Genomic DNA, 25,602 nt, shown 5'->3' on the forward strand with positions numbered 1-25,602 from the left:
AGCGCGGTGCGGCAGTTCAATCGAAGCCAGTCAACTTCTGCAGGACTCTGTCGAGTATGCTGTTGAAGCGCATCGGTCCTTCGGACGCGACCAGGCAGATGCAGTCGTCTCCGAGGCCGGCAATCGGAGCGTGCTCATCACCTTCATTCATATCGGCAACGTCGCCCACGCCGTATGAGCCGGTGTTATCCGTGAAGAATCCCCGCAAGACGAGGGTCATCTCCGAGCCGCTGTGGCCGTGGTCAGGAAGTTTCAATCCCGGCGAAACCCTGATGAGACGCAGAGACGCTTTGGCTCGTCCCGACAACGGAATCCGATGCTGCCAAACGCCGAATCCTGCCCATTTCCACGGGACATCCTTCAGCCAAGGGCCGACATGCTTTCGGAGAGCCGCGGGCACGTCGCCCTCGCCTGAGGCGAGCGCTTTGGGTTCCTTCGAGTCTTTGAGTATCCCAATGCCCGAAGTGAGTGAGGCCGAAGGAACCTCGTCGATCAGCGATGCGCCTATGGTTTCCATGATCGCCAATTCGCGGCGGCAACGTTTGCAAAGCGAGATATGGCTCGCCATAACGGCTGCCAAAGCCTCCGGCATGCTGCCCGCAGAGCAGCTCACGAGGTTTTCAAGCGCCGGATGACGTTCGATGCTCATTCGTCTTGCGCCCCAACCGTCGCGCGAAGTTTTAAATATGCCAACCGTATCCGCGATTTTACGGTGCCGACCGGCAAGCCCAGCCGTTCGGCGATTTCGCGGTGAGACAGACCATCGATGAATGACAGAACGACAACTTGATATTGGTCGCGCGGCAAGGCATTCAATGCGCGGTGCATGTTGAGCCGTCGCTCTTCGTCCGAGACGACCTCATCCGGCTGTGCGTCCATGCTCGCCTCCTGATCGTAACCATCGGGAAGCTCAACCCACATTTCCTCCTTACGCAGCCGATCGATCCTTAGATTGCGCGCGATCGTAAAAATCCACGTCGTGACGCTTCCTCGTTCGCTGGAGTAGAGGCTTGCCTTGCGCCAGACCGCTAGAAGGGTTTCCTGCGCGAGTTCTTCCGCAGTGTTCGCGTCCGCGCCGTGCCGCATCATGAAGGATTTGACGCGGGGCGCGTATTTTTGGAACAGCTGTTGGAATGCCAGCCGATCCTTCTGGTTTGCGATCTGCAGAAGGCTGTCCGAGTCCGACATGCTTGCCGATCTTGGGTTTTCGGTCACGGCCGAGAGGATATTCCATGCCCGGCTCGTTGACGATAGCGCTCATGGTAGATAGTGGCCGCCTGGTCCTTTTTCTCTCAATGTCGCTCGTGTTGTCGCGCTGACATATGGATCGATCGCAACCGGCCTTGTCGCCCACTCGGGCTTGGTGATTGTGCTCGCATTTACTCGGAAAGGACGTCTTTCAAGAAAATTAACAATCGTTCGGCACCGATCTGCCTGAAAAAACCCCGTCAATCCATGTTGCGGCGGCCGCTGCGCTGTCTCGAGCGGTAAACATGTGAGCTCCTGTCGATAGCTTGTGGAATTTGACCTTAGCTCCGCCGTCACAGAGTTGGCGCGCGTAATCCTTTGTGACCGCCGGCAAGACCAGGTCGTCGCCGAGCGATTGCGAGATGAAAACCGGCGTGCCCGCCGGCAGATATCCCGGAGTATTTTCGATCATGATCGATCTGATCTGAGGATCCATTGTCGGATCCGAGAGCAAGAAGTCCTTCTGCAATGCCCGCTCATGATCGCTCAAGTCAAAGAAGTCAGCGAGTGTCAAAATGCAGTCACTTGCCAGTCGTTCGTAACTTTGCTGTGCCCTGGATGGGACAAATTTGGATATTTGAAAATTGAACACGCGCGACCACGAATGGAGGGTCATCGCCGTTAGGCTTCGTCCGCTACTCGTGTCGCGGTCAGCCTGAAAGAGTCTTATCAGCGTCGTTGCCGGAGCAGCTGCGGCGACGCCGAGAAGCTTCAGTTCGGGAGCGTACCGAATGACTTCAGTCGCGGTGAACAGAGCCGCGTGACCTCCCTGGGAATGTCCCCACACGACAAATCGGTCGCCAGCTTCCGCATACTTAAAGTTTCTCACTGCTCGTATCGCGTCGAGGATCGCTCTCGCCTCACTCTTCCCGACGAGATAGGGATGTGGGCCCGGAGCACCGAGACCCTCATAATCTGCGGCGACGATGACGTAACCTCGATCGAGAAATTGGTCGATGCCTTGGATTGAGCTCGTCAGACCAGGTAGCAGAGTTGGTGCGCAGCGCGTCACGACACCGCTTGTCGGATGCGCCCACGCGACGACGGGTCGAGGACGCCCTCTCGGTTCTGCCGGAAAAAGCACTGCACCACTGAAGACGACCGGTTCGTCCCGCAGCCCGGTCGACCGATAGAGAATGCGGTACCCTTTGTAATCGGGACGAACGCCTCCCTCCAAAGGCCAGATCCGGAGAAGTGCTCCAGGTGTGCTGCTTTGAAGCTGGCTGGTCGTAATTTCAGCCGGCGCGTTGGGTTTCGCTGATGCTGAAAAAGCCGAGAAAATTAAGCACGATAAAACTACCCAAGAGACGGGGAGAGCCTTCATTTTCATTACCTGGCAATTGTCGATTATACCCGTTGATCCATGCAGCTCGCGAAAAGGGTGAGCGTTCGCCCTACGAATAAGACCTAAGATTACGCCTATTATCGCGCGCAAATTTTGCAGTTGAACCTGCCAATCAGCAATAAATACTAAAACGAAGGCCGCAGAAAGGGCGGTCCATTTCGAAGGTGGCAATTCAGAGACTACTCGCGCTGGTACGACGTTCCGATTGTGGGCAACCGATATTCAAGCTCCGATGCGATCGACACTGGAATGCCGATCAATTCGAAATTGTCATTTGGGTCTCGCATCAGGCAGTGAGCAAACGGGAAATGTCCCCGCTCCGCCGGTTAGAAAGATCGAGCGTCAATTGAAATTGTCGAAACTCCGCCGCCTCTCGGTCGCCCGTCACCAACGGCAGGGGGCTGCATAAACAACGCAAGTTGCTGGCAGGATGAAGCCCGGCTTACAGCTCCAACGAACGCCGCGTGCATTATCGAAGGACGCATAGCGCGGACCATAAGCGATCGCCGCATTAGCAGACCAGTTGCGGCGCGCTTCGTCCCGGGCCACTGCGCTTCCTATACCGAGAATGCCCAACGCTGAAGCCGTGCCTGAGACCGGCGCGCCGCAACGCGGAGCGGCCCCTGCATCGCTGCAGATCAAAGCAACGAAAATGCCCGAAGTGATTGCTGCAACTGCGGCGGGCCTCAGAACTGCTCGCATGATTTCCTTATTCTCCTTTGCCAATACGCCGGGTTGCTCCCCCACGCATATCGAAGAGAAGACCGACCGGCACCTCGATGGCACGGGGGGTGCACAATCGAGATGCCTAAGCGGAGAGGGACAATCCTGCCATTGGGGAAAATGACAGCCGCCTTGAGGTCTTGTAGCGGATGAGATCTGACGTTGTGAGCGCCAATAGAGACGAATTGCCAGGCATTGACGAATTTTGCTCCTATTCTAATAATTCATCAGGATTCTGACAGGCTGTCATAAAATCGACCGTGATCACTCTGCGCACTGAAACAATTTCAGGACTATCGCAATATCCGGCCAACGGAACTGCTTGGAAAGAGATGCACTGGCATGCCCCATCGGATGCAAAACGCCACCGCCATGCTTTCCCTCGTGCCGGATCCTTGGGGACCGAAGCGTCTGAGTAGTCTCGGGGGCGTAAGTGTCACCAAGGCCCCTGCAGGTTCAATTCGCATGACTGCGCGGGCCGACATCGCGCTGGTGATGTTCACTCCCCAGCCCAAACGCACCATCGCCTTAGCGAGCGATCACCGGACATCCTTGTTTGCTCCGGTCGGACATTTGGAACTTGTTCCCGCGGGCGCCGATCTCTTCGCAAAGTGGGGATCATTTAAGGAAAATCTTTTCGTGGCGCTTGAACCGGCGCGCGTTCGTAATTTGGTTTCCGCAGATTTCGACTCTGACAAATTTGAATGGAACGGCGGCCCCTCGGCGACAGCCGACGAGAGTGCGCTTGCTATCGCACGACTGATTGCTGCCGAAACCTCGACGTCTGACGGGCGGAAATCGCAACTTTACCTAGACTCTCTGATGACGGCACTTACCATTCATCTGCTGCGCCGCCATTCCAGCATCGCCCAATCTCACTCAAGCCCAACGATAATGCGCGGAGGCTTGACCCCGCAGTTGCTACGGCGCGTAGATGAACATATGCGCTCCCACCTTGCAGATAATCTGTCGCTCACCGAGCTTGCCGAACTCTGCAGTCTCTCGGCTGGACATTTTTTGCGCGCGTTCCGTCAAAGCACCGGAGAAACGCCCTATCGTTACCTCATGTTGTTGCGCCTGCGGCAGGCGACGCTGCTGATTGCCACCACGCGCCTTTCTCTGCGGACAATTGCAGAGATGACTGGCTTTTCCAGTCACAGCCATCTTTCATCGACGATGAACCGCGTGTTGAATTATACGCCCCGGCAGATCGAACGCCCCAAGGGAATGCCAGAAAACTGACGTCCTATTAAATAATCGACGCGAAATTTCTGATGGTACGTCCAGTGCCTTTCAGCCGATAAGCAAAGCGTGCAGTGTTTACAGGAGACCCATTCAGTATCCGGATACAAATGCGCCGATTTCTCACATCCGCCACTGCCACCCTCCTCTTCCTTGCTATGGCTCCCTTGCTTCCACCGACGTTCTCGGCCTTCGCCCGATCGGACGCCGTGACCTGCATGTCTCGCAACAATGGCTATAACGAGTGTTCTGCGCGCGCAATGCGTGAGCCCGTGATCGTTCGGCAAATATCGCGCACCGAATGCCGACAAGAGGAAAATTGGGGCTATAACGCCCGAACTGGTTATGTGTGGGTTGGTGGTGGCTGTTCCGCCGTTTTCGCCGATGGTGGACCGGGCGGTTCGGCTGGCTGCCACGGAGCCGGTTGCTTGGTCGACAATCCTGACAATTCCGCCAATGACGCGGCAGACACTGATGGCGATCCATCCGATGATGGCATCGATCGGTGCTCGAGAGCTGCTATCGACCGCGCCCGGTCAATGGGGCACAATCCACGCATCGATCGTATTATAGACCAGTATCCGGACAAAGACGGGTTTCATGTCGAAGGCAAATTGAAACTGACGCGTTCCGATGGCGATTTCTCCATGAACTTTCTATGCGTATGGGATGGCGCGAAGGCGACAGTGATGCTCGGTTCTGGCCTCTGATGGGCCGCACATTCCTATAAAGTACGACGACGCATCCTCTCTCAATCGTGGCTTCTCTGCCATTGCCGTGAAAAAGATCGGTCGTCGTTCCAATTCCCGCTCATCTATCACTTGTCATATCCACATGGCTTCGCAGTATTGCGTTGCTGGCTGAGGATAGCCATTCAAGCGTAGGTCGCGTATGCGGGGTTTCACGCAGTGTTCAAGGCTGATCTCAAAGAGCTGTCGCCCGCTTGCGACAATGATGAACCTCAGCAGCTGCCTGTCAGCGACGAAAAGCGCGCCGAAGCGGAAGGCCTGATCCGTAGACTGCGCCATCGCCGCTTACCCCGAATGGTGGACTGGATTGATCCGCTTCTTCTCGGCACCGTTGCCGTACGGACGATCATTTCCAGTACGATTGGTCAATACGCCGACCAGAGACCCATGCAGGCAGCGATGGACGAAAGCTCTCCCGACGAGCTTCGCAGCCGCCACGATTACAGTTCCGTCCATTCGACCAAATTAAAGTTGCCATCTGATTTTTCTAACCGCCGGCTACATGCCGATGAGCAAGGCCGGGTCTGGTTAGATTTCATTGCCGATTTGGGCGATGGCTTCGAGGCAACATACGCGATGGCGTATCTCTTGGCTTCAGAGAGGCTGGACGTCCCCAGTCCTGAAGGTGAGATATTGTCATTGCCCGCCGGAGAAGTACTCGTGTTCGGCGGCGACCTTGCCTATCCGAATGCGACGGTGAAGGAATATACTGATCGTTGCCTTATGCCCTATGATCTGGCCTTTCAGACCGACACGCCCCGGCGGCAGCTTTTCTACATTGCAGGCAATCACGACTGGTATGATGGGCTGACGGCATTCACGAGCGTATTCTGCACTGCCCGCGATCGCTATACACACGGCCTCGGCAAGCAAATTGGCGGCTGGCGCTGTCATCAGCGCCGAAGCTATTTCGCACTTAAGATGCCCTATGACTGGTGGCTGTGGGGCGTCGATCTGGCGCTCACCGACACGATCGACGACGCGCAACTCGATTATTTTCACGCCATGAGTGAGGCAACGAAGCCAGGCGACAACGTGATCATCATCACGCATGCACCTGGTTGGATCAATAAGCAGATCGACGGCATCCATGAGATGACAATGCTGGCCCGCTCGCGTGGCGCTCGGGTGCCGCTTGTCTTGGCGGGCGATCTTCATCACTACAGCCGCTATTATTCTGAAGAGGCCGGCGTCAACATGATAACGTCCGGCGGCGGTGGTGCGTTTGCGCACGCGACGCACCAATTAAAAAAGCGCATGAAGGTCAATTGGGCCATCAAGACCGATCAATCAAAGCGCGTCGCATCGGCTTCTGATAGCCCAACATTCAATCGCGAGGAGCGCGAAGCCGTCGGAGTGGACGATGCAACAGACTTTACAGAGAAGTCGGTATCGGCGACGTCAACGCGAACTCACGCTCAAAAACCCAGGGGCCGGATGACCGGAAGCCTGAGCGAGCTTTTTGAAGCGATTGAATTTCAAGCGCCGAATTTCTATCCCGAAAGATGGCGCAGCCGTTTGCTCGTATTTAGAAATCTCTGGCTGCCTTTCCATAACTGGCGTTTCGCGATCCTGCTCGGCCTGATCTACATGGTGTTCGGCTGGATGTTTCAGTTGTCGGTGGCCGACCCGTTGGACTCTATGCGCCAATCCCGCTACGCCAACGCGGATGCCGTATGCTTGAGCAAACTGATGGCCCGCGCTGCTGAGCATGAGATGAGTGCCTGCAAGGCAGATGCATACAAGCGCGTTGACGCCTTGCTCGCGCCGCTGCGACTGCAGCTACCGACCGATGATGTTCCAAAACCTGACCTTCCCAAATTTGAAGGACAACAGCTGAGCAACGACGAGCTGAGGCAGGTGACCGACTATTTCAAACTGGAAATGCGAACTCTTTGGCAGGAGCTGCTCCTATCCGTCAGTCCGAAGCGCGTTGTCTTCGGCATGCTCGCAAATCCGGCCTTTTTCATCATGGTGGTCGCGCTTTGGATGGGGTTGGTGCATTACGTCGATGCGCTTTGGACGTCATCGATCGTGAACTGGATCGCAAAATTTTTTCTCGGATCTTTGCATTTCCTTGCTCACATGGGGCTTCTGCTGATCCTGACGGCGATTTTCAGCACGACGATCTATGCGCCGTTAGTCGACGGGAAAAACGATCTAACGACAGTTGTGCTGGGGGTCGCCGCGTACACACTCGCAATCGTCTTGCTCGGTGGCTTGCTTGGCGGAATCGCGTGGGGCGTATACTGGGCATTCACGTCGGCTTTGTTCGGCATGCATATGGATGCGTTTAGCGCTCTCGGCATTGCCAACTACAAGAACTTTTTGCGGATGAGCTTTGAGCCAGGAAAGCTGACGATCTATCCGATAGGCTTGGACAAGGTTCCGAAAAAGCGCGGTTGGCGGGCACCGTATTCGGGAGAAACTATTCCGGACCACAATCCGCTGATCGTTCCCAAAAGTCCGCTAAAGCCGCGCTTAATCGAGGGCCCGATTACGATCGACGCAGTACCTAAGGAGCCACGCAGGGTTACGTGATTTCCAAAGCGAACCGCACCATTCATATTTGCTACCGTTGGCCCCTAATGGAAGAAGCCGCCATATTTCTGCTTATCGATGAACTCCTGGCCTACTCACGGTGGGCGCTGTCTGCCGGTCAATTGATGCCGGTTTCCTCTGCACTGCAGAATTCTCCAGCAAGTAGGCCGCCCAGCGGCGGACGTCCGCAATCGGTCCTGGCTGCCATTGAAGAATTCGCCTAAATATCTGCACTCCACTCGGAAGCAGACTTCTGACGTCAGAGCACTCACGATTGCACCCCATCAGCGCTGATATCCGCTAATGGGATCTTGCAGCCATGTAGCGACGTCGCGATGCGGAGTAAGCGGACGTAGACTGTGCAGAAAAGTAGGTATCAACCGCACCTTGAAGCGCATCCGCTGTGGTTCCGATGGGGGCGACCGCCATAAGTTTTCTCACGCTAGTCTCTGAATGACTCCCCGCATCGATGATGGCCCTATTCAGCTGGCGCGCGGCAGCGCCGACCGCCGCTTGAATAAGGGGCCGTGGCTGGCGTTGGCGGAGGCGTTTCACCGTTAGGTAGCCGCCTCGATCGGCCCCACAAATGATCACATAAGTAATTTCTATTTGAGGTATCGATATAGTCGTGCAAATATATCGTTCACTGTGACGCCGGGGGGGGCGTCGAGTGTGTTTTGGGGGGAAGTCGAAGTCGTGTCGGAGTACCTGTCCGCCGCTGTTCAAGCGGCCGTGCGCCCTTATCTTGCGCGAGATCAGCATAGGAACGGTAGCAACAGCATTGCTGCTTGCCGGCCGCGTTTCCACAATGAGCGTGATCTTTTCGAAGATCGTCGCTTGCTGAATGCACAACAAATCCGCTGATCCTCGACACTTAGGGCCGCGCTGCGGGCTTCTAAGTGGAGGCTGTGCGGCTGCGCGCGACAGAGAAGCCATCAGAAAAAAAACACAGCGGTCCCGGCGCAGCGTCGTCGGATTTGATCGTGCGAATTTGGGGAGAATTACAATGATAAAGAAGAAACTTGTGCTGAGCAGTGCGCTGCTCCTGGTGCCGATCGCCGCTCTTGCTCAAGAGGCGGATACCGGAAGTGCTGAAAAGCCTCTTCCGCCTGTCACGGTGTTCTCGGACAAGCAAGCTGAACCGGCCAAGCAGAAGGTCACGAAGAAAAAGAGCGCATCTAAAAATGCCAACTCCGCTAAAACGCAAAATCAATCGCCGAGCGACTTAGATTCATCGATCGGGGATGCAAATGGCTTGCAGCTCGATAGCCAGGGTGTCTTCCCGCCGTCCGTGACCGCGCAAACCGTTGGTGGCGTGATCGTAAGCGATCCGACGCTCGGTCGTGTCAGCAGCGTAAGCCGCGAAGGCCTCAACATTCTCGGTGGCGGGGCACAAACCAGCTTCTATCAGGCTGCCGATATAATTCCGTCGGTCAACTACGAAAGTCCTGATCCTTTTGGTCTGAGCAATACGCGCAACATCAATATCGGGGGCAAAGGCGACTTTCATCTCTCGCGGAACATCAACGGCCTCCCGATCATGGGGATCGTCGGAGGCGCTGATCTCTACGATCTCGAAAACATCTCTCGTCTCGACGTGTACAGAGGGCCAATGCCAGCCGACAGGAGCCTTGGCGTTTCAAATGCTTCTGGCGTGATCGACCAGATCATTCTTGGTCCGCAGGCTAAAGCCTCAGCCTTCGCCGAAGAGAGCTTCGGATCGTGGAACTTCAATAAGACATTCGCACGCGTCGACTCCGGATTGCTCAGTACGGGAACGCAATTCTTCATATCCGGGTCTACCGCCAGCGCCGACAAATGGACAGGCGCGGGAGATGAATCGCGTGACAACTTTGCGATAGGGGTAAGCCAACGGGTCGGCGAGGACCTGAAGGTCGATGTAAACGCGGTCTACAGCAAATTCGACGGCAACCCCTACAAAGCGCTCACGTATGCACAGACAAAGAACCTCAGCCAAAACTATGGGTTGGACTATGATCAAACATTCAATTTCGCCACTCGCGCTAACTACTACAAATTCAATCGCGTAAGCTCCGAGGATTATGCCGTTTTCGCGAATATCGATTACCGGCTGGCAGAGGGGCAGCATCTCGTATTCAAGCCTTACTACTGGAACAATGACGGGGAGCAGTGGTCTGCTGCAGGCAACCAGATCCAGAAATGGCGCCAGCAGAACGACAATCTCGGTGGGGTTCTGGAATACGATGGACATTTCGCTACCGGGACGGATGTAGCGGTAGGTTACTGGTGGCAGTCACTGGCGCCGCCTCCGCCGCCGACCGATCAACGTCGTTTCAATATCACTTCGTCGGGCGAGCTCACGTTCGCGAACTGGAACACGATCGCGAACATCGACAACTTCGTCATCAACAGTCCCTACGCTCAAGTTACGCAGTCGCTCGGATCCGTCACGGTGACGGGAGGCGTGCGCTACATGAACCTCGGCGCGCCGGAGATGCGGTACTACATGACGGCGGGCGTTCCCAATGGCACGCTGGACGATGCGTTATCCTATCCCGGTCTGAAGGAATACGCCGATGCACGCGTAGCCGCGCGGGATTACAACGAATTCTTGCCAAACTTCGGAATCACGAAGGATTTCGGCGGCGGATGGAGCACGAATTTCGCCTACGGGCGCAACTTCGGCCGGCCGGACTGGGGACCGCAGGCAAGCAACTACATAAGCAACCGCGCGGCATTTCAGTCGAAGGGCATCGATCTACAAGACCTCGTCGACAACGTCAGGCCGGAAATCGCAGACCAATTCTCGGCTCAGCTGAGGTATAGCAACCATGGGCTGACAGTTGTTCCGGGCGTCTTTTACGCGTTGCACGATTATAAGCAGGTCAAAATCAATGACCCCGCCGTCAACAACCTTGCGTATTACGTGGGAACCGGCTCGAGCACTGAATATGGGGCAGAACTGCAAGCTTCCTATAACCTCGGATCGCAACTCTTCGCATTTGGGTCGGCGACACTTTCGTCCGAAACCTTCGATAGTGACACTCGGACATTAAGCGGCGGCGTTCCGATTTCGACGAAGGGAAAGCAAATTCCGAATACGCCGCGATCAATGTTCAAGGCTGGTGTCACGTATACCTGGTACAACTTCGCGTTTACACCGGTTGTTCGCATTATCGGCGAGCGGTACGGCGATGCGCAGAACCTCAACAAAGTTGCGGGCTATACGGCTGCCGATTTCAACTTTGCCTACAACATCAGGCAGAAGGCGGGTCTTGACGAGGCAACACTGAAGTTCAGTGTCGTGAACGTATTCGACAAGAAATACATCTCGCAGATCTCCCCAAACGACACGGACTTGAGTTCGGACGCCCAGTATTACGTTGGTGCACCTCGTACGTTTATCGGAACCGTCGCGATAAAGTTCTGAGGATCGGCGTCGGGGATGCCTTTGGGCATCCCGTTCCCTTGCTATCAACGATTAAACACTGTCTACGCCTGGTTATCTCTTCATGCTTGTTCGACGGACGGTTATCCAGAATTTAGCGACACTATGGCTCGCGGCTTTTCTCGGGTTCACAGCGGGCATTTCGCCGGTCTTCGCTGACCGCATTGTCACCGACATGGCGGGGCGTGCAGTCACGTTGCCCGACAGGATTGTGCGTGTGGGGACGATCGGGCCCGTGCCCGTTCTCAACAGTTTCGTCTTCGCAATGGGAGAGGCGGCCTCGATAGCCAACAACCTGCCGCCCAATCTTGGTGGTCCGCGTTGGCGGTTTCAATATGTCGTCGCGCCGGGTCTTGCGAGTCGTCCCGTCATTCAAACCGGCCAGGGCCCGAATATCGAGGGCGTGATCGAGGCATCGCCAGATGTCGTGTTGACCATGGATCGCCCAACGATCGATCAGCTCGACCGCACGCACATTCCCACGCTTTACTTGTCCTGGCAGAAGCCTGGCGATGTTAAAGCGGTGATGCGTCTTCTTGGCGAACTCTATGACAAGCGAGATACGGCCAATGCTTATAGCCGCTATTTCGATCAGACCATCGAAAGGCTCGGCAGTCGTGTTGACGGATTGCACGACGAGCAACGGCCGCGCATCCTTTACACCGATCTCAAGCGTATGACCCAGCCTCACAAAATCGCCGAATGGTGGATTGCGAAAGCGGGCGGGCGTAGCGTCACCGATGACGGGCGAGTTGGCGAAGCATTCAACTTTTCCATTGAACAGGTCCTCGCATGGAATCCCGAGGTCATCATCGTCACGTCGGCATCGGAGATCGCAGACGCTTATGCGGATGTGCGACTTGCCAACGTTTCGGCGATCAAGAACAAGCGTGTCTATGCCATCCCGATGGGCGTCCACGTGTGGGGAAATCGGACCGTCGAACAGCCTCTCACGGTCCTTTGGGCGGCGAAGTTATTCCATCCCGATCTCTTTGCCGACGTTACGCTCGATGACGAAGTTCGCTCGTTTTACGGCACATTCTTTAAGACGGATCTCAGTCGCGAGGATATCGATATGATCCTTGCGGGCCTTGCGGGGGTATCGAAGTGACGCCGGTGTTCCGCATTGGTCTTTCCGGGTGCGCCGGCGGATTGGAAGCAATTTCATCGTCAAGGCTGCTCGATCTTGCCGAAAAAGCAGAAGCGCTAGGTTTTGATGGCCTATGGCTCAATGAGGAACATTTTCAGGGAAGCGTTATTGAGGTCGAGGGCCGACGCTGTCATTCTCCGCTCATTCTCGCATCAGCTATTCTAGCGCGCACGCGGCGACTGCGTGTCGGCTTTTCAGTTTTGTTGCTTGCGCTTCATCATCCTGTGCGCCTTGCCGAAGAAATCGCGACACTTGACGTGATCTCGGACGGTCGCGTTGATTTCGGAATATCGCGGGGCGGCAACGGCAGGTATCTCGAGGTTTACGGAATAGATCCCGACAGCGTGAACGAGCGCTTTCAATCGGCGCTGCAGTTCGTGATGACAGCCTGGCAAGATGGAAAGATACCGTTTGGCGAAAATGCCTATTCGATCGAGCCAAAGCCGATTCAAAAGCCACACCCGCCGATTTTCATCGGGACTTATTCAGATGAAACCGCCGCTTGGGCGGCACGCGAAGGACATGCGCTCATCTGCCATGGCATCACCAGCATGGCCAACCAACGGAGAATTCTGCGGGCTTTCACAGACGCCGGTGGCGATGTTGGGCAAGTTCCCTTTGGAAGATTTGTCTACGTCAGTGAGACCGATGCGAGTGCGCGCGAGGAACTTTGGCCGACGGTTCTCAATCTCACGGGACGACTCAAGGGATTCGGCCTCTTCAATCGCAAGGGGATCGTTACCGAGCAGGAACTTGACCCCGAGGTATTCTACCGCGAGATGGTCATCGCGGGCAGCCCGGAAAGTTGTGCCCGGCAAATCCTTGAGCTCAACGCGGAGCTCGGGATAACATACCTCAATGCGCTTAGCGCGTTCTTCGGCTTCTTACCGTTGGACCTTCTGAACCGCTCACTTACTCTCCTCGCCAGAGAAGTTCGGCCGCGCGTCGAAGAAGCACTTGCGGCCAGGGTCGGCGCATGAACCGAAGCAACGCATATGCCCCGATGTTTCTGCTCGGGTTAGTGCTGCTTTGTGCGATGGCACTCTCGCTTACGCTAGGACGTTATCCGCTTAGTATTAGCGAAATCGTCGAGTTTTTTCAGGCGACGATTGGGCTTCGCCAGCTTGAGCCCGATCGCTATGCGCTTCTACACAATATCATCATTGATATCCGCCTTCCGCGCGTCTTAGCTGCGGTCTTGATCGGCGCCGCGCTTTCAATTTCCGGCGCCGCGTTTCAAGCGATCTTTCGCAATCCCTTGGTTTCGCCCGGCATCCTCGGTGTGCTCGGAGGCGCGGGTTTCGGAGCCGCAATCGGGCTCTTGATTTCGGGTCACTGGATTATCGTCCAACTGCTGGCTTTTGCAATGGCGTTGCTGGCGGTGCTGCTCGGTGTTTTCATTGCCAATCTTTTCGGACCGGGCACGATGGTCACTCTCATCCTTGGCGGGATTATCAGCGGGGCTTTGTTCACGGCGTTACTGTCGGTCGTCAAGTATACCGCCGATCCCTACAATCAATTGCCCGCCATCGTGTACTGGCTGATGGGAAGTTTACAGGCAGTCGAACTCAAGCAAATTTGGATCGTTGCCGTACCGACCCTGGCCGGCATTCTGGGATTGACAATGTGCGGCCGGGCGCTCGACGCGCTGTCGATGGGCGACGATGAAGCCCGTGCGCTCGGGGTTCCGGTGAGTGTGGTTCGCTATGGTGTAATCTTCGCCGCGACGCTGATTTCGGCGCTATCGGTTTCGATTGCAGGGATCATCGGTTGGGTCGGCCTGATGATCCCAAACTTCGCTCGCCTCCTTTTCGGTCCGGCAAACTCCCGCTTGCTTCCTCTCAGCGCGATACTCGGAGCGCTGTTTCTTCTCTGTGCCGATTGCCTAGCGCGCGCCTTGACGCCCGCCGAGATTCCAATCGGAATCGTAACGGAATTGCTGGGCATCCCAGCGTTCATTTTCGTTCTCGGACGTACGCGTCGGGCGTGGCTATAAAGGCCGGAGCGGAAACTGATGGAAGCACAGCGCGAGACCTTGTCCGGAACTTCGCTCGGCGGGCATCTTGAAGCGCGTAATCTCCATTTCCAGTTCGATAAGCGCGAGGTCTTACGGGGTGTGAATCTGGTCCTCGAGCCGGGAGAAGTTGTCTCTCTGCTCGGAGCCAACGGTGCTGGTAAAACCACATTGCTTCGGCTGTTGTTGGGATTGGCGTCTCCTGCGCAGGGAGAAGTCTTAATCGATGGAACGCCGCTCGCATCATTGTCCCGCCACCAGATCGCATTGCGTGTCGCCTACGTGCCGCAAGTTCACATGACGCCGTTTCCCTATACGGTTCGCGAGGTCGTGACGATGGGACGGCTTCCGAAAAGGGGTTTGTTGAGTAGTCCCTCCGAGCTTGACCATGATGTCGTGCGAACGGTGCTAAAGAAGCTCGAGATTTGGCATCTAGTGGACCGCGTCTACAGCGGGATTTCGGGAGGCGAGCGCCAGCTGGTGCTCATCGCACGTGCGCTCGCTCAGGAAGCTCGAACGCTGATCTTGGACGAGCCGCTAGCGAATCTGGATTTCGGATATCAAGCCGTTCTTGCTCAGCATTTGAAGGAGCTCGCAAAAGATGGTCATACCATTTTAATGACCGGTCACGATCCGCAGTTCGCTTATCACGCATCAAGCCGTGTCGCATTGCTCATTGGCGGTCGCCTGGAGCAAGATGGTCCGCCGCAGCAGGTGTTGACGAGCGTCACCATGCAGAGGCTTTATGGAATTGACGTCGAGTGCATTTCGCTGAGTGAGAATCGCGTAGCGATCTTTCCGCGCGGCGCAAGCTAATGCATCCATTTCTTGGCCTTCAAATCCAAGGTTAGAATTCTCTCTTCAACCTCGCTTTGCCGGATTCGGTGACGGTGCTCGACCGTCACGACGTGCACTTTTACTTCGTGACCAGATGTCGGCCACGTATCTAACGCGGCAAATTAGGGCTCTTCGTGTGAGAATCTAGCGCCCTATGCGCTGAAGAATTTGTATCCCGCATAACTTCCAGAATTTTCATTTAAATCAATATGTTACGTAGAAAATTTGTGCAAAGTGGTGCCCAGAAGAGGACTCGAACCTCCACGCCTTGTGAGCGCTGCTACCTGAAAGCAGTGCGTCTACCAATTCCGCCATCTGGGCATCGACGTGTCAGGTAAATTGTGCGGGCCCGGAAGTCAATTGCATGACAGCTTATCCGGGCGAGAGATCGCGTAAACTGTGCCGACGAGGCGGTCCGGCGACTTTGCGGTGCCATTTGGTCCTTAGTTCCAGCGGTTGGACATGAGCTAACGGGCGGTGACGGGCGTCATCCTGCGCGCGACGATGCAGATAGGTCTGCCGCTGATGCCGTATGGAGCAATATCGGGATGAACGGTGGCGTCCATTTCCCGAAACGTGCGCCGGATGAAATCTAACGTTTGGAAATCAGCGCCGCTACTCGCAGCGCAGGGCTGCAATCGGATCGAGCCGCGAAGCCCGAAGGGCCGGATAGAGCCCGAATATAACTCCGACGCCTCCTGTAAAGGCCCACGCGATAATCGCTGCGGTGGGGCTGATAAACACGGGCCATTCCATCGCCCATGCCGTCGTTCCGGCGATTGCAATGCCTGCTGCAATTCCAATCGCTCCACCGGCTAATGCCATCATTGCCGCTTCGATCAGAAATTGCCTCAGAATATCGCGACGGCGGGCGCCGACCGCCATTCTGATTCCGATTTCGCGTGTCCGCTCGATGACTGATGCGAGCATCACGTTCATAATGCTGATGCCGCCAACCAACAGCGATACCGACGCAATAGAAATGAGAAGCGTTGTGAGCGCTCGTTGCGCCTCCATTCGCGCTGTCAGGACGTCGGCTGGATTCTGAATTGCAAAATCATCTGCAGCATCGCTTCTCAGCTGATGCCGTTGGCGCATAAGTTGGCCGATATCATTCATGAGCGTGGGGACATCGTCGGGGTCTGCTTCCTTCACGATAATGAAATTGAGCGCCGAGCGCCTGCCCCCGAGGACACTTCCAAGCACGCGGCTTCTGGCTGTGGCCAGCGGTATAAACACAACGTCGTCTTGACTGCGGCCAGCCGCGCCTTGCCCTTTCTTATCCAAGACGCCGATCACTTCGAAGGGAACGTCCCCAATTCGCAATGTCACGCCCGGTTCGATATCATCCGCGAACATTTGATCGACAATTGTCGCCCCGACGATCGCGACTTTGGCGCCGGCAGCGAGTTCATCAGCAGTAAAGGCGCGGCCCTTCGCGATCGTCCATTCCCGAGCCATGAGATAGTCGTCATTGATCCCAGCGACGAGCGTTGCCCAATTCCTGTCTCCGTTGACGACCTGGAGCGGGCGGGAAATGAGCGGTGCTACCAATTTTGCCCCTTGGACTTGGTCGGCGATGGCCCTCGCATCATCTTCAGTCAACGTGCGTCCCGAACCGGCTTCGAGGCGGGCGCCGCCTGTCGTCTGCGTCCCGGGAACTACAACCAAAAGATTGGCTCCGAGCGTCCTGATTTTTTCAGACACCTCTGCTTGTGCGCCCTCCGCCAAGGAAACCATGCAGATCACAGCCGCAATACCAATCACGATACCAAGGGCGGTCAGGCCGCTTCGCAGCCGGTTGGCATTAAGCGCGCGAAGCCCGGCTCTGCAGCTCTCGATGAAGCCGGCGCCACCCCTTGTACGCGTGGGGTTCTGTGACACCTCCAACCTTGGAGGCTCCACAGTTGCTTCGGGCGCGGCGAGCTTGCCATCGTGCAATCGAATGCGTCGCTCGGCGCGTGCGGCGACGTCGTCTGCATGCGTCACGACGACAATCGTGTGGCCATCGCTATGCAACTTGTCCAAGATCGAGAGGACTTCCTGGCACGTCGCGCTATCAAGGGCGCCCGTTGGTTCATCAGCCAGGATGAGATCAGGCTTGTGGACGATTGCTCGCGCGATTGTCACACGCTGCTGCTCTCCACCTGAAAGTTGGTTTGGCCAATGATGGAGTCGATCGGTCAACCCGACAGCTTCGAGGGCCGCCTTCGCGCGACGCAGGCGTTCGGCTACGGGAATACCGGCGTAGACGAGAGGCAACGCAACGTTGTCGAGCGCGCTTACTCGCGGCAGAAGTGCAGGCTGCTGAAATACGAAACCGATCCTACGGCACCTCATCTCGGCGCGAGCATCTGCCGAGAGACCGGCGACATCCTCGCCCTTGAGCAGATAGCGACCGCTATCGGGGTTGGACAAGAGCCCGAGCACGTGCATGAGCGTTGATTTGCCCGAACCCGAGCGGCCGACGATTGCAGCGAACTCACCTCTACAAATCGACAAGGAGATGTTCGCAAGAGCGCTGACAGCCGTGCTTCCCGACGCGTACTGCTTCGAAATCCCGATTGCGTTTACGAGTGGCTCTGGCACATCACAGGCCCATTTGTGCATTGACGAGGTGACGCTCCGGGCTCAGCACGCCGACGATCAACAGTTCGCCCTCGGTCAGCGGACCGTCGAGCAACAGCGCGCCTTTTGCGTCCCGCTGTCCGATACGAACGGCAACAGGCAATGAGCCGCCCTCTCCGTCAGGGATCCAAACGAGGGCCGGCGAGCCGTCACCCGTGGCAGTCAAATCTTGCGTTATCGGACGACGGGCCGAAGAGTCCGCGGCCTTGAACGCCACCGGACGAAAACGCAGCGCCTCGTTCGGAACTTTCAACGCCACAGCGCCATCGCTTACAGAAACGCGAAGGGCTGCTGTCATTCCTGGCAGGAGTAAAAGATCGGGATTTTGGGCTGATACGATGGCCGTATACGTCACGACGTTTTGTGTTGTCTCGGGAGATTTCCTGATTTGCCGGACTTCTCCGCTGAACATTCGATCCGGATACGCATCAACAGTGAATCTCGCCGCTTGCCCGGGTCTGAGCTGGCCGACGTCGGCTTCGTCGATCCTCGCATGAATTTCCATTTCCTTGAGGTCGTTCGCAATCTGGAAGAGCGTCTTGGCCTCCATTGTAACGGCGATCGTTTGGCCGGGATTGATGTCTCTCTTCAAAATCACACCATTGATTGGAGCCCGAAGCACGGTGCGATCGAGATCGAGCCTCGCTTGATCGAGCGCCGCCTGCCGCTGTTTGACGGTGGCTTGCGCATTGTGCAGCTCCGCGCCCGCCATTTGCAGTTCGGCTTCTGCGATCGCCACCGCTTCCTCTTTGAGATGAATCTGCTCGCCCGCGGCTTTTGCGTCAGCGGCTGCCGTTTCCTTGAGAGCCTGCGTCTGAGTGAGTTCGCGTTCAGATGCTACGCCGGTCTTTGAGAGAGCGAGTTTGCGATTGAGCTCGCGCTCCGCTTCTGCCAGCCTGGCTTTTGCGGCCTCGCATTGAGCCTCAGCCAACTTTTGTGCCGTGTGCGAACTGCTTACCCCGACGCCGGCTCGGGAGACGGCTACTTGTTGCATCTCGGCGGAGGCGGTTGCCACATTCAGCGCTGCAGCGGCTTCGGTAACACGGGCCCCGAAAATCGCTTGGTCCAACCGCGCGATCGGTTGTCCCGCTGTAACTGTATCGTTGAAACTGACGAATACATCCGCAACCCGGCCGGAGAGCTGAGAACTGACGTCGACAGTCAGACGCGCCTCGACAGTTCCGGTAGCAGTAATGGTTTTGGATAGCGTGCCGCGCTCCACAGGAGCCGTAATGAATGTTTGCGAAGGCAAAACGTCATTATGAGCGAACGTCAATCCCGTAACGAGTGTGGAGAATCCAGCGATGACGGCAGTAAATCGCAACATCGAACTTCTCCCGATTGAGCGGAAGAGCGCAGACGACGCCGAAGAGCGATAAGAACCTTTGCAGCGTCGCCCGCGCGTTCAATAACTATGCATTCAAACTATGGAAGTTGCTTCTGTGATTGCTGGAAGCAAGCCACATCGTATTGGCCCACAGCGTTCGAACTACCGTTCGCCGCCGACGGTGTGCCGGGCTGGCCGGCGTAATGTAAGGCGGACGTGCCCGGTGTCACATCATTGAAAGGCGAGCCCGGCGAGGAGAACGTGTTACCCGGGCGGAACGTGCTGACACCGATGCCACCTGTTGTCTCGCACGACTGACTGGGCTGGCCGGTTGTCCCACCGGCATGCGGGTTTGCGGCAAGAGCAGGGAACATTGGCAACCCTGCGATGGAAGCTGCAAAAAGAAGGCTGATGATCGAGTGTTTCATGGGAGAGCTCCTTTGGGTGAATTTCACTCCATGCGTCACCCCGAGTAGGCTCGCGTCGCTCACAGCGCGTCGCGAACCCACAATCCTCCGGTAGATTTTTGTACAATTGATTTGCCAATTGCTGGCATAATTCCCAGAGGCATGGCCCATGTGCTATAAGGGGCTATAATATTAGGAACTTCTAGATTGTTCCCTCTTGAGCCGAAAGTAATGTAAGGGCGTCGCCCGCATTTCGCGGCGACGTCGCAAATTGCATTTCTATTTTCGTTGGTCTCGATCTAAATTTAGTTCGGCTTCTGCATAATAGCGCCGATAAATGAGCTGACTAAAGCTCGCGTTCGATCGACCTTCATTACGAACTCCCCGAAGCGGCATCGGCTTCATCCGACTAACGGACCATCGAGGATCGGCGCTGGCGTCTGGGCCTTGGTCGGCAAACGCCAGCCTTTCACCAGGCCGTAGATCGCAGGGATGACGATCAGAGTAAGGAGCGTTGATGAGATCATGCCGCCGATCATCGGCACGGCAATGCGCTGCATCACTTCCGACCCGGCGCCGGTGCTCCACATGATGGGCAGCAGACCGGCCATGATCGCGACGACCGTCATCATTTTCGGCCGCACGCGCTCCACAGCGCCCACCATGATGGCGTGGTGAAGATCCTCGCGGGTAAATGGCCTGCGCTCACGCAAGCATTCGGCTTGGATCTCGCGCTTGGCGTTGTCGAGATAGATCAGCATCACCACGCCAGTCTCGGCGGCGACGCCGGCCAACGCGATGAATCCCACCGCCACCGCGACGGAGAGGTTGAAGCCCAACCACCACATCAGCCAGAAGCCGCCGACCAATGCGAACGGCAGTGACAACATGACGATGAGGGTTTCTGTGAAGCGCTGAAAGTTGAGGTAGAGCAGCAGGAAGATGATCATCAGCGTCACCGGCACAACCATCTGCAGGCGCGCCTCGGCGCGTTCCATATACTCGAACTGGCCGCTCCACACGAGGTAGGTTCCTGTCGGCAACTTCACCTGCGTCTCCACGGCCTTCTTGGCATCGGCGATGTAGCCGCCGAGGTCGCGATCGCGGATGTCGACGTAGACATAGGTGGCGAGCTTGGCGTTCTCCGTGCGGATGCTGGTGGCGCCCTTTGTGAGCCGGATGTCGGCGACCTCGCCCAACGGCACCGTGCCGCCCCCCGGCAGCGACACCAGGACGTCCTTGGCGATGGCCTGCGGATCGGAGCGCAAGTCGCGCGGATAGCGAATGGCGACGGTATACCGTTCGCGGCCTTCGACGGTGGTCGTGACGGGCTCAGCGCCGAGCGCCGTCGAAACTACGTCCTGCACATTGGATACCATCAGTCCGTAGCGAGCCAGTCGCTCGCGGTTGGGGACGATCTCGAGGTAATAGCCGCCCAATATTCGTTCGGCATACGCGCTGGAAGTGCCTGGGACGGATTTGAGAACGGCTTCGACTTGGCGGGCGACGCCATCCATTTCGGCGAGGTCTTTGCCGATGACTTTGATGCCGACCGGCGTCCTGATGCCGGTCGACAGCATGTCGATGCGGGCTTTGATCGGCATCGTCCAGGCGTTGGAGACGCCGGGGAACTGCAGTGCCTTGTCCATCTCGGCGATGAGGCTGTCGGTGGTGACGCCGGGCCGCCATTCCTCCTTCGGCTTCAGATTGACGATGGTCTCGAACATCTCAGTCGGGGCCGGGTCCGTCGCCGTTTGAGCGCGACCCGCCTTGCCGTAGACTGAAGCCACCTCCGGAAACGATTTTATGATGCGGTCCTGCATCTGCAGCAGCTCGGCTGATTTGGTGATCGAGAGCCCCGGCAGCGTTGTCGGCATGAACAGCAGCGTGCCCTCGTTGAGGTTGGGCATGAACTCACTGCCGACCTTAGTCACCGGCCATGCCGACGTCGCGAGCACCACGCCGGCCACGATTATGGTCAGCGTCTTGGCCTTGAGCACGCCATTGATCACCGGCCGATAGATGGCGATGAGCGCGCGATTGATGGGGTTCCTGGCCTCGGGAATGATCCGCCCGCGCACGAAGACGACCATCAACGCCGGGACCAGCGTCACCGAGAGCAGAGCCGCCGAAGCCATGGCGAAGGTCTTGGTGAAAGCGAGGGGTCCGAACAACCGGCCCTCCTGCGCCTCGAGGCTGAAGATCGGCAGGAACGACACGGTGATGATCAGCAGCGAGAAGAACAACGCTGGCCCGACCTCAGTCGCGGCTTCAACCAGGATCTCCAGTCGCGGCTTGCCCTTGGGTGCACGCTCCAGATGCTTATGGGCGTTCTCGATCATGACAATCGCCGCGTCGATCATCGCGCCGATTGCGATGGCTATGCCGCCGAGGCTCATGATGTTGGAGCCTATTCCGAGCGATCGCATGGCGAAAAAGGCCATGAGGATGCCGACCGGCAGCATCAGGATGGCGACCAGCGCGCTGCGCAAGTGCAGTAGGAAGATGATGCACACCGCCGCGACCACGAGACTCTCCTCGAGCAGTGTTTGCTTCAGAGTCTCGATGGCATGGTGGATGAGTTCGGACCGATCGTAGACCGGCACCACCTGCGTTCCGGCCGGCAATGACGGTGCGATCTCTTTCAGCCGTTCCTTGACGTTATCAATGACAGTGAGCGCATTCGCGCCTGAGCGCTGCAGTGCGATGCCGCTCGCCACTTCGCCCTCGCCATTGAGCTCGGCAATCCCGCGCCGTTCGTCGCCGACGATTTCCACGCTCGCGACGTTTTTCAGCAAGACCGGCGTACCTCCATCGGCCTTGACCACGATATTCTCGAGGTCCTGCACGCCCTTGAGGTAGCCTCGGCCGCGCACCATGAACTCGTGCTCGGCCAGCTCCAACGTCCGGCCGCCGACATCGATGTTGTTGTTGCGGATGGCGTCGCGGATCTTATCGAGCGGGATGTTGAAGCTCCTGAGGCGGCTCGGGTCCACCGTCACGCTGTATTGCTTGACGAAGCCACCGACGCTTGCGACCTCGGCCACACCTTCGGCCTTGGAAAGCCCGAAACGTATCTCCCAATCCTGAATCGACCGCAGCTCGGCGAGCGACTTGTCCTTGGATTGCAATGCGTACTGATAAACCCAGCCCACGCCGCTCGCGTCGGGCCCGAGCGTCGGCGTAACGCCAACAGGCAAGCGCTTGGCGGCTGCGTTGAGGTATTCGAGCACGCGTGAACGCGCCCAATAGATGTCGGTGCCGTCCTGGAAGATGACGTAGACGAACGAGACACCGAAGAACGAGAAGCTCCGCACGACTTTGGAGCGTGGCACAGTCAGCATCGAGGTGGCGAGGGGATAGGTGACCTGGTCCTCGACAACCTGCGGCGCTTGCCCCGCATACTCCGTGTACACGATGACCTGCGTGTCCGAGAGGTCGGGGATGGCGTCGAGCGGCAGTGTCCTCACCGCCCAGATGCCCGCCACAACGGCGAAGGCAGTGGCAATGAACACCAGCATCAGGTTCCGTGACGACCAGCCGATCAGGCGTCCGATCATTGGTTGGCCTCCGGAGTTGCTCCAGTCTGGAAGCTTTTCAGTGCGGATTGGAGATTGCTTTCCGAGTCGATGAGGAAGTTGCCGTTGACTACGACACGGTTCCCCTCGGAAACCCCGCCAGTGAGCTCGACGACACCGTCGCCCCGATGGCCCACCTTCACGTCCCGCGGCTCGTAGCGGCCTTCGCCCATATCGCGGAGAACGACCTGGCGGTTGCCACTGTCGATGACGGCGCTGGACGGCACGATGAGTGCTGGCTCATTGCCGCCGGTGGCGATCTGGACTTCGCCGTACATGTCGGGAAGCAGCGCGCGGTCGGCGTTGGGCATCTCGATGCGGACCTGAACGGTCCGGGTTTCCTTCATCAGGTGCGGATAGATGACTCTTACTGTGCCTTTGAAGATGCGGCCGGGGTGGGCGCGCGTGGTGACCGTCACCGCTTGGCCTGGTTCGACTGCGCCGATGTCACTTTCGGCGACGTTCGCCATCATCCAAACCATCGAGTGGTCGGCGACGCGGAAACCGACGTCGCCCGCCTTGAAGCCCTGGCCATCGCTCCAGTTGCGTTCGAGAACGTCGCCGCTGATGGGTGCGCGGATGGTGAAGGTGTCCGGCACGCGGCGCTCGCGCTTCACCTGCTCCATGAATTCCTCGGGCACACCGAGGTTTTGCAGGCGGCGCGCAGCGCCGACGACGCCCGCAGGCCCCTTTAGGCCCGGAGGAGACGCGGCCTCGTCGATGCGCGTCGAGTCTGAGTTCTGCTCGATGAGCAATCGCGCGGCTTGGTCAAGCACGGCTTGGCCGAACACCGTCGCCAGCACGTCGCCGGCCTTCACATGGGTACCCGTGGTGACGTCGCCGACATTGACGACATAGCCGTCGAACTTCGGCGCCACCACTGCGATGCGGCGCTCGTCGAGCGCCACCACGCCCGGTGCCTGGATGGTGCGCGTCAGGGGCCGTTTGATGACGACAACCGTCTCAACGCCGGTTCGCTGGATCTTGCCGGGAGAAATCTTCACCGATCCGTCGTCGCTGTCCTCGCCCTCGTAGACGGGGATGTAATCCATTCCCATGGAGTCTTTCTTGGGCACCGGCGAGGTGTCCGGCAGTCCCATCGGGTTGCGGTAGAATTTGATCTTTCGTTCGACGCCGGGAACGGAGGAATGCGCTGCCTGCGTCTTTGGCTTCGGTTCGAACGACACGTCCTCGCTGGCGTGGACCGCGACGTAGGGCGCGCCGCCGTCGGTGTTGCGCGGCGCCAACGAATAGAACGGCTTCCCGTCGGGGTCGCGGTAATAGATCACCGGGCCTGTTGGTTCCGCGCGTGGCGCGTTTATGGCCGCCGTGGGATGGGACGGCAGGCGGACAATGCCGTTCTGGCCCGCCCACAGTCCGGCTCCCGCCGCAGCGATGACCGCTGCGACGAAAACCAATCCCTTGCTTAGGGCACTCATTTGAGGGCCTTGATGATGAGCTTGTTCTCGACCGTTCCGGTTTCACCCTGCACCTTGGCGCCGAGCGACAAGGCCCAGTCGCCTGCCATGCCGAGATACGTTTTGAACCGGTAAACGCCTGACGCGGTCGAATCTTCGGGGTCCAGGGGGGCGGTCATTTCCTCCATACCGTCTGGGCCCATGTCGATGCGTTTGGCGAAGATGACGGCATCGCCAACGGCACGACCCGAAGGCTTGTGGACGAGCTTGACTGAGATTACCGCCGCGCCCTGCTTCACTTCCTTATCAAGCAGCTGGAACTCGTAGTCCTTGGAATCGGCCAGAGCCGAACCGGCCATGCCCATGAAGAGCGCGAAGCCGACGGCAAGCGCGCGCGATGAATGACGTCGCATGTTGAATGTCTCCTGATGTCTCGAACTTACGCGCAGCCGTTATGGCGCGCGCGCATGCAGGCCGCGGCATAGGCCGCAGCGATTGCTCACGCCGGAAGGGCGCGGGTCAGAGACTGGGAGGTCGAAGGAGAGGGGGGATCAGCGAACTCGGCGGCACCGCATAGATCGCGGGCGCCACGCGATCGGCGATGACATCGACATGTAGTCCGGCTTCGGATACCGGGGCCGGCAAAGGCTGGAAGCACTTGACCAGACAGTTGCCCATTTCCGGGCACACCTTTTGAGGGCAGTTCGGGCAAGGCTTCTTTATCTTCTTGTGGCACGGCATCTCGTCGCCCTGTGCCGGCATCGCCTCGGAGGCCGACACCGAGGCCTTGCCGGACATCGCGTACGCGTAGGTTGCGGCGAGCGGCATCGACAACAGCGCACCGAACATGGCGAGCAGCCCAAAGAAAACGAACCAGCGATGGTAAAAACGGTGCCTCATCACATTTTACGCTGCCATAGGTCGGTCGAGCGGGCAATGAGGATGTGGCGATTTGGGCAAATTCG

18 protein-coding genes, 1 tRNA gene and 1 pseudogene are annotated in these 25,602 nt (G+C 57.6%); 9 read left to right on the forward strand and 11 right to left on the reverse strand.

Annotation, left to right across the window (positions count from 1 at the left end):
* Positions 1 to 16: 16 nt before the first annotated feature.
* From K2Q04_RS07920 to K2Q04_RS07930, 3 genes are all read right to left on the reverse strand, one after another.
* Positions 17 to 649 (reverse strand): ChrR family anti-sigma-E factor, encoded by a 633-nt coding sequence (locus K2Q04_RS07920; protein WP_291161602.1) that lies wholly within the window; start codon positions 647 to 649, stop codon positions 17 to 19.
* Positions 646 to 1,188, reverse strand: coding sequence for a sigma-70 family RNA polymerase sigma factor (locus K2Q04_RS07925; RefSeq protein WP_291161605.1), 543 nt, complete (start codon positions 1,186 to 1,188; stop codon positions 646 to 648). The genes K2Q04_RS07920 and K2Q04_RS07925 overlap by 4 nt, the downstream gene beginning before the upstream one ends.
* A 220-nt stretch (positions 1,189 to 1,408) precedes the next feature.
* Positions 1,409 to 2,425: an alpha/beta fold hydrolase gene (locus K2Q04_RS07930; RefSeq protein WP_291161607.1), complete on the reverse strand. Its 1,017-nt coding sequence runs from the start codon at positions 2,423 to 2,425 to the stop codon at positions 1,409 to 1,411.
* Between the two features lie 1,356 nt (positions 2,426 to 3,781).
* On the opposite strand from K2Q04_RS07930, the gene K2Q04_RS07935 reads away from it, so the two are divergent.
* From K2Q04_RS07935 to K2Q04_RS07970, 9 genes and pseudogenes are all read left to right on the forward strand, one after another.
* Complete coding sequence (locus K2Q04_RS07935) at positions 3,782 to 4,558, forward strand: AraC family transcriptional regulator (RefSeq protein ID WP_291161610.1); 777 nt, start codon at positions 3,782 to 3,784, stop codon at positions 4,556 to 4,558.
* A 218-nt stretch (positions 4,559 to 4,776) separates the two neighbouring features.
* Positions 4,777 to 4,926, forward strand: a pseudogene (locus K2Q04_RS22190) (DUF3011 domain-containing protein); the annotation flags it as partial.
* Between the two features lie 60 nt (positions 4,927 to 4,986).
* On the forward strand, positions 4,987 to 5,268 hold the full coding sequence (locus K2Q04_RS07940; protein ID WP_291161614.1) for a hypothetical protein: 282 nt from the start codon (positions 4,987 to 4,989) through the stop codon (positions 5,266 to 5,268).
* A gap of 198 nt (positions 5,269 to 5,466) precedes the next feature.
* On the forward strand, positions 5,467 to 7,848 hold the full coding sequence (locus K2Q04_RS07945) for a metallophosphoesterase (RefSeq protein WP_291161616.1): 2,382 nt from the start codon (positions 5,467 to 5,469) through the stop codon (positions 7,846 to 7,848).
* A 1,006-nt stretch (positions 7,849 to 8,854) separates the two neighbouring features.
* Positions 8,855 to 11,260: a TonB-dependent receptor gene (locus tag K2Q04_RS07950; RefSeq protein WP_291161618.1), complete on the forward strand. Its 2,406-nt coding sequence runs from the start codon at positions 8,855 to 8,857 to the stop codon at positions 11,258 to 11,260.
* Between the two features lie 82 nt (positions 11,261 to 11,342).
* Positions 11,343 to 12,389 carry an ABC transporter substrate-binding protein gene (locus K2Q04_RS07955; protein WP_291161621.1) on the forward strand — a complete coding sequence of 349 codons (1,047 nt, stop codon included), beginning with the start codon at positions 11,343 to 11,345 and terminating at the stop codon, positions 12,387 to 12,389.
* Complete coding sequence (locus K2Q04_RS07960; RefSeq protein ID WP_291161624.1) at positions 12,386 to 13,408, forward strand: LLM class flavin-dependent oxidoreductase; 1,023 nt, start codon at positions 12,386 to 12,388, stop codon at positions 13,406 to 13,408. The genes K2Q04_RS07955 and K2Q04_RS07960 overlap by 4 nt, the downstream gene beginning before the upstream one ends.
* Positions 13,405 to 14,424, forward strand: a complete 1,020-nt coding sequence (locus K2Q04_RS07965; RefSeq protein WP_291161626.1) for an iron ABC transporter permease — start codon at positions 13,405 to 13,407, stop codon at positions 14,422 to 14,424. The genes K2Q04_RS07960 and K2Q04_RS07965 overlap by 4 nt, the downstream gene beginning before the upstream one ends.
* A gap of 18 nt (positions 14,425 to 14,442) precedes the next feature.
* Positions 14,443 to 15,258 carry an ABC transporter ATP-binding protein gene (locus K2Q04_RS07970; RefSeq protein WP_291161629.1) on the forward strand — a complete coding sequence of 272 codons (816 nt, stop codon included), beginning with the start codon at positions 14,443 to 14,445 and terminating at the stop codon, positions 15,256 to 15,258.
* 256 nt (positions 15,259 to 15,514) lie between these two features.
* Here K2Q04_RS07970 and K2Q04_RS07975 read toward each other — a convergent pair.
* From K2Q04_RS07975 to K2Q04_RS08010, 8 genes are all read right to left on the reverse strand, one after another.
* A tRNA-Leu gene (locus K2Q04_RS07975) sits at positions 15,515 to 15,600 on the reverse strand.
* A 294-nt stretch (positions 15,601 to 15,894) separates the two neighbouring features.
* Positions 15,895 to 17,868, reverse strand: a complete 1,974-nt coding sequence (locus K2Q04_RS07980; RefSeq protein ID WP_291161632.1) for an ABC transporter permease — start codon at positions 17,866 to 17,868, stop codon at positions 15,895 to 15,897.
* A 1-nt stretch (position 17,869) separates the two neighbouring features.
* The gene (locus K2Q04_RS07985; protein ID WP_291161635.1) at positions 17,870 to 19,234 is read right to left on the reverse strand and encodes an efflux RND transporter periplasmic adaptor subunit; all 1,365 of its coding nucleotides are present in this window, start codon (positions 19,232 to 19,234) and stop codon (positions 17,870 to 17,872) included.
* A gap of 98 nt (positions 19,235 to 19,332) precedes the next feature.
* On the reverse strand, positions 19,333 to 19,662 hold the full coding sequence (locus K2Q04_RS07990; RefSeq protein WP_291161638.1) for an adenylate cyclase: 330 nt from the start codon (positions 19,660 to 19,662) through the stop codon (positions 19,333 to 19,335).
* 380 nt (positions 19,663 to 20,042) lie between these two features.
* Positions 20,043 to 23,201: an efflux RND transporter permease subunit gene (locus K2Q04_RS07995; RefSeq protein WP_291161641.1), complete on the reverse strand. Its 3,159-nt coding sequence runs from the start codon at positions 23,199 to 23,201 to the stop codon at positions 20,043 to 20,045.
* Positions 23,198 to 24,658: an efflux RND transporter periplasmic adaptor subunit gene (locus K2Q04_RS08000; protein WP_291161644.1), complete on the reverse strand. Its 1,461-nt coding sequence runs from the start codon at positions 24,656 to 24,658 to the stop codon at positions 23,198 to 23,200. Before K2Q04_RS08000 ends, K2Q04_RS07995 begins: the two co-directional genes overlap by 4 nt.
* Positions 24,655 to 25,050 (reverse strand): FixH family protein, encoded by a 396-nt coding sequence (locus K2Q04_RS08005; RefSeq protein ID WP_291161647.1) that lies wholly within the window; start codon positions 25,048 to 25,050, stop codon positions 24,655 to 24,657. Before K2Q04_RS08005 ends, K2Q04_RS08000 begins: the two co-directional genes overlap by 4 nt.
* A 106-nt stretch (positions 25,051 to 25,156) precedes the next feature.
* Positions 25,157 to 25,537 carry a hypothetical protein gene (locus K2Q04_RS08010; RefSeq protein WP_291161650.1) on the reverse strand — a complete coding sequence of 127 codons (381 nt, stop codon included), beginning with the start codon at positions 25,535 to 25,537 and terminating at the stop codon, positions 25,157 to 25,159.
* Between the last annotated feature and the right edge of the window lie 65 nt (positions 25,538 to 25,602).

The sequence above is a fragment of the Hyphomicrobium sp. genome (assembly GCF_019753045.1).
Taxonomy (GTDB): domain Bacteria; phylum Pseudomonadota; class Alphaproteobacteria; order Rhizobiales; family Hyphomicrobiaceae; genus Hyphomicrobium_B.